General features: G+C 54.8%; 6 protein-coding genes. All 6 read right to left on the reverse strand.

What is annotated here, in order from left to right:
- The coding region (locus tag AC4IFT_RS21960; RefSeq protein ID WP_490752819.1) for a maleate cis-trans isomerase family protein at positions 1–612 on the reverse strand (612 nt) is incomplete at its 3' end.
- On the reverse strand, positions 609–1,637 hold the full coding sequence (locus tag AC4IFT_RS21965; RefSeq protein WP_490752821.1) for a carbon-nitrogen hydrolase family protein: 1,029 nt from the start codon (positions 1,635–1,637) through the stop codon (positions 609–611). The genes AC4IFT_RS21960 and AC4IFT_RS21965, both read right to left, overlap by 4 nt.
- Before the next feature lie 15 nt (positions 1,638–1,652).
- Complete coding sequence (locus AC4IFT_RS21970; RefSeq protein ID WP_490752823.1) at positions 1,653–2,564, reverse strand: fumarylacetoacetate hydrolase family protein; 912 nt, start codon at positions 2,562–2,564, stop codon at positions 1,653–1,655.
- Positions 2,565–2,724: 160 nt separating this feature from the next.
- Entirely contained in the window at positions 2,725–3,852 is a 1,128-nt protein-coding gene (locus AC4IFT_RS21975; RefSeq protein WP_490752825.1) for a cupin domain-containing protein, read from the reverse strand.
- A gap of 28 nt (positions 3,853–3,880) precedes the next feature.
- Positions 3,881–6,178: a bifunctional salicylyl-CoA 5-hydroxylase/oxidoreductase gene (locus AC4IFT_RS21980; RefSeq protein WP_490752827.1), complete on the reverse strand. Its 2,298-nt coding sequence runs from the start codon at positions 6,176–6,178 to the stop codon at positions 3,881–3,883.
- Positions 6,179–6,194: 16 nt separating this feature from the next.
- A partial coding sequence (locus AC4IFT_RS21985; protein ID WP_490752829.1) for an acyl-CoA thioesterase occupies positions 6,195–6,602 on the reverse strand: 408 nt, incomplete at its 5' end.

Below are 6,602 nucleotides of genomic sequence, written 5' to 3' on the forward strand. Positions count from 1 at the left end.
TGACGGCATTTGTACACAGGCCGATGCCACAATCGCATCCACATTGGTGTTCAGCCGCTTGGTGATTTCCACTGGCGCCAGCGGGTCTTGTCTGCCAACCGCTAAATTATCGGGGATTTCCAACGAAATGCTGTCCACCACTTCAATGCCTTCGCTTTCAATATACTCAATCACCAATTGCGTCAGTGGCTTCATGTACGGCGTCAAAATAGACACTTTTTTGGCCCCAATGGCATGCAGCCCATCCACTAATGCCCCCGCACTGGTCACTATCGGCGCGGGATGACCATTATCCACCGTGCATTGGTGTAAACGGCTTTCAGACACGCGGTGATACCCTTTCCCCATACTCATGATAGCAACCAAGCAGGCGTAACCGAGCACATCCACCGCCGCATCCGAGAGCTCAAGGGCACAGCGGTCGCTGTCGGAATCCATCTTCGCCAATTCGTCTTTGGTCACCTTTTTCATTCGCATACGACTGGAATGAAAGGTAAAACGTTCTGCAAACTGGGCTTCCCGCGCTCGCAAAATCGCGGGAATTTCGGTTTCCATGGTGGTGTTCGAGGACGGGACAATCTGCCCAATCCGAAATGTGCGTGCCAGACTCATCCTTTTTTCTCCCCAAACGGTGCATCGTTATCAGTCGGGTTTAATTCCTCCACACTTTGCCCCTCGCCATAAAAGCGGGCAGCACTCAGTGGGCGGCGGTTCACCTGTAAATCAAAGATATCAAAGCGGTTATAGTGCCCCGTAATATCGTGCATTTGCCGTGGTTGAATACAGCGGTTTAAATCAATCTCGCCGTACACAACCCCTTCTTTATCAATCAGCGGTTCGCCAACCACGCGGCCATCTGGGCCGATAATGCCCGAAAAAGCACTGTTTGGACGGGCTAACAGCTCACGTGCCTCAGGGTGGCTCTCGGACATTGCCTCGATAATCTCCTCAGACACCGTCGAACACGAAACAATGGTGAAGACCTTACCTTCAAAGCAATGTGCGGATGCTCTTAGACGGATGGCCTCCGCCATGTCGTAGTCTTTGGGTGCCACAGGCAGCGCAATATAGCTGGCAATGTGCACGAGCTCCCCTTGCGCCAGTAACGCAAAGCGCGCCAAGGTGTTGGTGTTTTCCCCACACGCCAACGCCCCCAGAGGCCCCACGCTGGTTTGGTGCACTTTCAATGACGATGCATCCCCGTTCGCCCACGTCAGCTTTTCTGCCCACGTTGGCACCAATTTGCGGTGACGACCGAGAATGATGCCCTCATCGGAAATGGCCACCAAGGTGTTATACAAGGTGGCGATGCCGTGCGGGTTGCGCTCATTGACCCCAATCACCACATTGATACGGTGGCGTGCCGCGGCGTGAGCGATTTTTTGAATTTCCGGCCCCGGCACTTCAATGGCGGATTTGCACAGTTTTTCAAACCACGGGCTGCCGTCAATCGGGTTCATCACCCAACTCCAATACGGGTAGCCCGACACAAACACTTCCGGGAACGCCACCAATTTGGCGCCGTTGTCCGCCGCTTCTTCTATCAAGCGGCACACTTTATCGACGGTGGCGCTGGTATCGAGAAACACGGGCGCCGCTTGCACGGCCGCCGCTTTAAATTGTGCTAAGTTCAACATGGCCTTGCTCCTTGTTTACACCGCAACCACCGGGTGGCGCAGCTCACCAATGCCTTGCACGTATGCCTCAATCACATCCCCCGGCCACACCCACTCTTGCGGTGAACGCCCTGCACCGACCCCTTCTGGTGTCCCCGTGGCAATGATATCCCCAGGCTCAAGGGTGATACCTTTGCTGATGTCTTCAATCAACACATTGACGTTAAACAGCATGTGGCGGGTATTGGAGGATTGCTTGGTGACCCCGTTGACCTTCAAGCTTAAATCCAACGTGTGCGGGTCAGGGATTTCATCCGCCGTCACAATGCACGGGCCAAACGGGGCGTAGGTGTCTTGCCCTTTGGAGTAAATCCATTGCCCCGCACGGCGGCAGTCACGGGCGCTCATGTCAATCATCAAACTGTAGCCAAAGACGTAATTTAACGCGTCTTTCGCCGCCACCCCTTTGGCACGCGTGCCCATAATCACCGCCAGTTCCACTTCCCAATCCAACTGCTGAGTAATTTGGGCATTATGTTCAATCGCATCCCCGGGGCCAATCACTGTGGTCGGTGGCTTGGAGAAAATAACGGGCTCTTTCGGCAGCTCTTTGGACGTGTCCAAAGTACGGCTGGATTCCGCCACGTGTTCAACGTAGTTCAACCCAATACCAAAGATGTTTTTACGCGGGCGCGGAATAGGCGCCAAGATTTTCACGTTTTGTACCGGCCATGCGGTTCCCGCCGGGAATTGCCCGTCGTAGCCATTGAGCAGCTCAGTCCCCGCGCGCACCCCTTGTGGTCCTAAATCGATAAAGTCCAACATATTGTCTGGCAGGTATTGCCCCTGCTCTTCGGCAAGGCGAGCCAAGTCCACCACTTGGTGGTCAACAATGGCGCCCAAACGGGTAGCGGCGGTCACATCAGAACGGTAAGTTATTAAGCGCATGGTGTTTTCTCCTCAGCTCACAGCGCCTCGCTGTCAGCCTGTTTCACGTAAAATCGGTTAATCGATATCAATAAAAAGTCAAATAAACACATAAAATCAATTCGGTAGCGCAAGGTTATCGAGGGTGTCTGGCACGCTGCTTGCCCCCGGATTTCATCTTCTAGCCGGTCACGGTTTGGTGGCCGTCGTTGTCCACCAAAGCCTCTTCGTAATACAGCCCCAGTGACTGCATCACCGGTAAGTCGTTAAAGCAGAACAGGCACGCATCGTCCGTTTGCGATGTGTTCACGTGCTCATGGAACATCCACGATGGCACACAGAAAATGTCACGTTCTTGCCAATCAAAACGTTGCCCGTTGATAATTGAATACCCGTGGCCTTTTGCCACTTGGTAAATAAAGCTGCCCGTGTGACGATGGGCTTTGCCCACAAACCCCGGACGCAGCAATTGCATGCTCGCACCGATGGTCGGCATCACGTGCCCGCCAGTGATGGGGTTGGTGTAGTGCATCAACACATCATCAAACACCGAACCGTCGGCCACCTTCGCCGCGCGACGCAGTGCCTCATACGTTGGCCCCCACTGGTATTTAAACAGCGGCGAATAGGGTTTATCCCAACCGATATCGTGCGGGCGCAGCGCCGTGCCGCCCCACATCCCAACAGGGTAATCAATGGGGCGAGTGTGGGCTTGGTGTAAGTCAGGGTGGACTTTGTAGAACCCCGCTTCCAACGCATTGACCAGCGGGATATCTAACCCATCCTGCCAAATGCACGGCAAGCCGTCTTCCGCCACGCCGTGCTCATGCCATGTGCCATTTGGGGTTAACACAAAGTCATTCGCTTCGAGCATCATTTTTTGCCCTTCCACGATGGTGTACGCCCCACGCCCTTCCATAATAAAGCGCAGCGCTGAAGACGAGTGCGCATGAGCCGAGGCGGCTTCCCCCGGGTGCATCACTTGCAAGCCGGAGTACAACCAACCCACGGCCGCCGCCACGTCTTGGCGACCCGGGTTATTGAGATACACCACCCGGCGCCCCGCTTTTTCGGGGGTGACCAGCTCTACCGAACGTAATACGTGCTCACGCAAGTCACGGTAGCGCCATAACACTGGTACCGAAGACGACTGCGGCTGCCACGGCTCAATCTTGTTGGCTACCGTCCACAGTGCCCCGGTTTTCAAATCCGCGAGCTCTTGGTAATACGCCACAAGCTCAGGGGTGTCGGCGACATCCGCGCGCCCTGCAATACTTTCGCGGTATTGGTCATGGGATTTCTGGTTCATCGGCTCGTTCTCCTCATTCACAGGGCGACTAGCGCCCGCTGGATTTAACTTGCTGTAACAGTTGTTGACGCCCGTATTCGTACGGCGCTGGCCATGTCACGTCCCAGCCATGGCGGGCACACTCATGCAACAGCCACGCAGGGTCAGAGAGTAATGGACGCGATAACGCGCATAAATCCGCACGACCCGCGGCAATAATGCTGTTCACTTGGTCCGCATCGGTAATTGCCCCCACGGCGATAACCGGGATACCCGCTTCATTGCGCACGCGGTCAGCCATCGGCGTTTGGAACATGCGCCCGTACACCGGTTTTTGTTCCGGAGAGACTTCCCCAGAGGAACAATCAATCAGGTCTGCCCCTGCTTGCTTCATCGCTTGCGCTATCAACACCGCCTCATCCACCGTGGTGCCCCCCTCCACCCAATCGGTGGTGGAGATACGCACCGCCAACGGTTTTGACCACACTTGGCGTACCGCCTGAATCACCGCCAGAGGGAAACGCAGGCGGTTTTCAAGATTGCCCCCAAAGCCATCGGTGCGCACATTGGTGAGCGGCGATAAGAAGCTCGACAATAAATAGCCGTGACCCGCTTGCAGCTCTAACCAATCAAAGCCTGCGCTGTCAGCCCGTTTTGCCGCCGCCACAAATTGGTCAATCACGGCCGCCATTTGCGCTTCCGTTAAAGCCGCTGGCGTTTGCGACACGTTCGGTAGATACGGCAAGGCAGAGGCCGAGACAAGCGGCCAATTCCCACTCGGTAACGGGTGGTTTTCCTGCTCCCACCCCCGCTGGGTTGAACCACGGCGCCCTGCGTGCCCCAATTGAATGCCGATTTTGGCAGCACTGTTTTGGTGGACAAATTGCGTCACACGCTGCCACGCCGCCATCTGTTCATCATTCCAAATGCCCGGGCAACCTAATGTTGCGCGCGCATCTGGGGCAATGGCGGTCATTTCGGTCATCACCAGCCCCACACCACCCAAAGCACGGCTGCCCAAATGAACCGTGTGAAAATCCCCCACCACGCCGTCAGTGGCGCTATATAACAGTGTCGGCGAGGCCACCACACGGTTACTCAAGGTGATATCTCGCACGTTAAACGGCGTCAGCATCGGTGGTACCTTGCTCGGCGCACCCGCTTGCGCGGCAAACCACTGCTCGTAATTATCCAGCCACGCCCCATCACGAACCCGCAAATTTTCATGGGAAATGCGCTGAGAGCGCGTGAGTAATGAATAAGCAAACTGCTCAGGTGCTAAATTTTCATAGCGGCGGACATTTTCAAACCACTCGGTTGAGTTACGTGCCGCATTTTGAATTTTCAGCACTTCCACACTGCGCACCGCTTGGTAATGTTCAAGCCCTTTGCGCAAATCGCCGCCTGTGGTGTTTAAGCTTTCACACAGTTCAATCGCATCTTCCAAGGCCAACTTGGTGCCCGAGCCAATGGAGAAGTGGGCGGTGTGTGCCGCGTCCCCCATCAATACCACGGGCACCTCTTTGCCTGCTGAAGGCTCGGTCCAATGCACCCAGTTATCGCAAATCACCCGCGGGAAACGTATCCAAATCGCCGCGCCGCGTAAGTGCGCCGCATTGGCAATCAGTTTTTCCCCGTCCAACCACGGGGCAAACAGGTTTTCACAGTAGGCAATGCCGTCTTCTTGGGACATCTGGTCGATGCCTGCTTTAAGCCACGTTTCCTCGGTGGTTTCGACGATAAAAGTCGATAAACCTTCTTGGAACTGGTAAGCGTGAACTTGGAACCAACCGTGCTCATTTTCGGCAAACAGGAAGGTAAAGGCGTCGAAAATCTTTTTGGTACCTAACCAGACAAAACGGCAACGGCGCGGGTCAATGTCCGGTTTAAAAACGGTTTCATAGCGGGTGCGTACCGCGCTGTTAATGCCGTCAGAAGCTATCAGTAAGTCCGCGTTGTACTCGCGGGCAATGGCTTGGTCGTCGGTGACTTGGGTTTCAAACACCAACTCCACACCCAGCTCAAGGCAGCGGTCTTGCAAGATATTGAGCAGTTTTTTACGCCCGATGCCGATAAATCCATGCCCGCCACTGCGGTTGCAGGCGCCGTTAAAATGGATATCGATATCGTCCCAATGGCTAAACTCGTCGGAAATAGTCTGGGCAGACACCGGGTCAGCTTGGCGCAAATTGTTGAGTGTTGCATCCGAGAACACTACGCCCCAACCAAAGGTATCAAACGGGCGATTGCGCTCAACCACCACCACACGGTTTTGTGGGTTTTGCAGCTTCATTAGCAACCCAAAGTACAGCCCAGCGGGTCCCCCGCCAATACACACAATATTCATGAAAATTCCCCTTTGCTTATACCGTTGGCTGAGCCGTGAGTGCCTGATGTAAGGCCTCTGGAATTGGAATGGCTTGGTGCGTGACGAGCGACGTGGTGACGTAAGTTTGTGTCACTTGCATACGCAGTTCGCCCTCCACACTGACACAGCGTTGGCACAGCGTGAGTGACTTTCGGCCAATCCGCTCAACCACCAGCTCTAACAAGACGTCATCCCCCATGCGGCTAATGGCTTTAAACTCAGCCTCTAAGTGCACGGTGGGTAACCCAAAACGTTGTTCGAGGATATAGCCCGCGAACCCTTGGGGGATCAGCGTATCGACCCAACGCTCAAGGAGATTATTGAACATCACGAAATATTGCGGGTAGAACACGATCCCCGCGGGATCACACTCAGAGAAATGGATCTTGTGGGGCTTAGTAAA

This window comes from Providencia sp. UF-183, assembly GCF_058246155.1.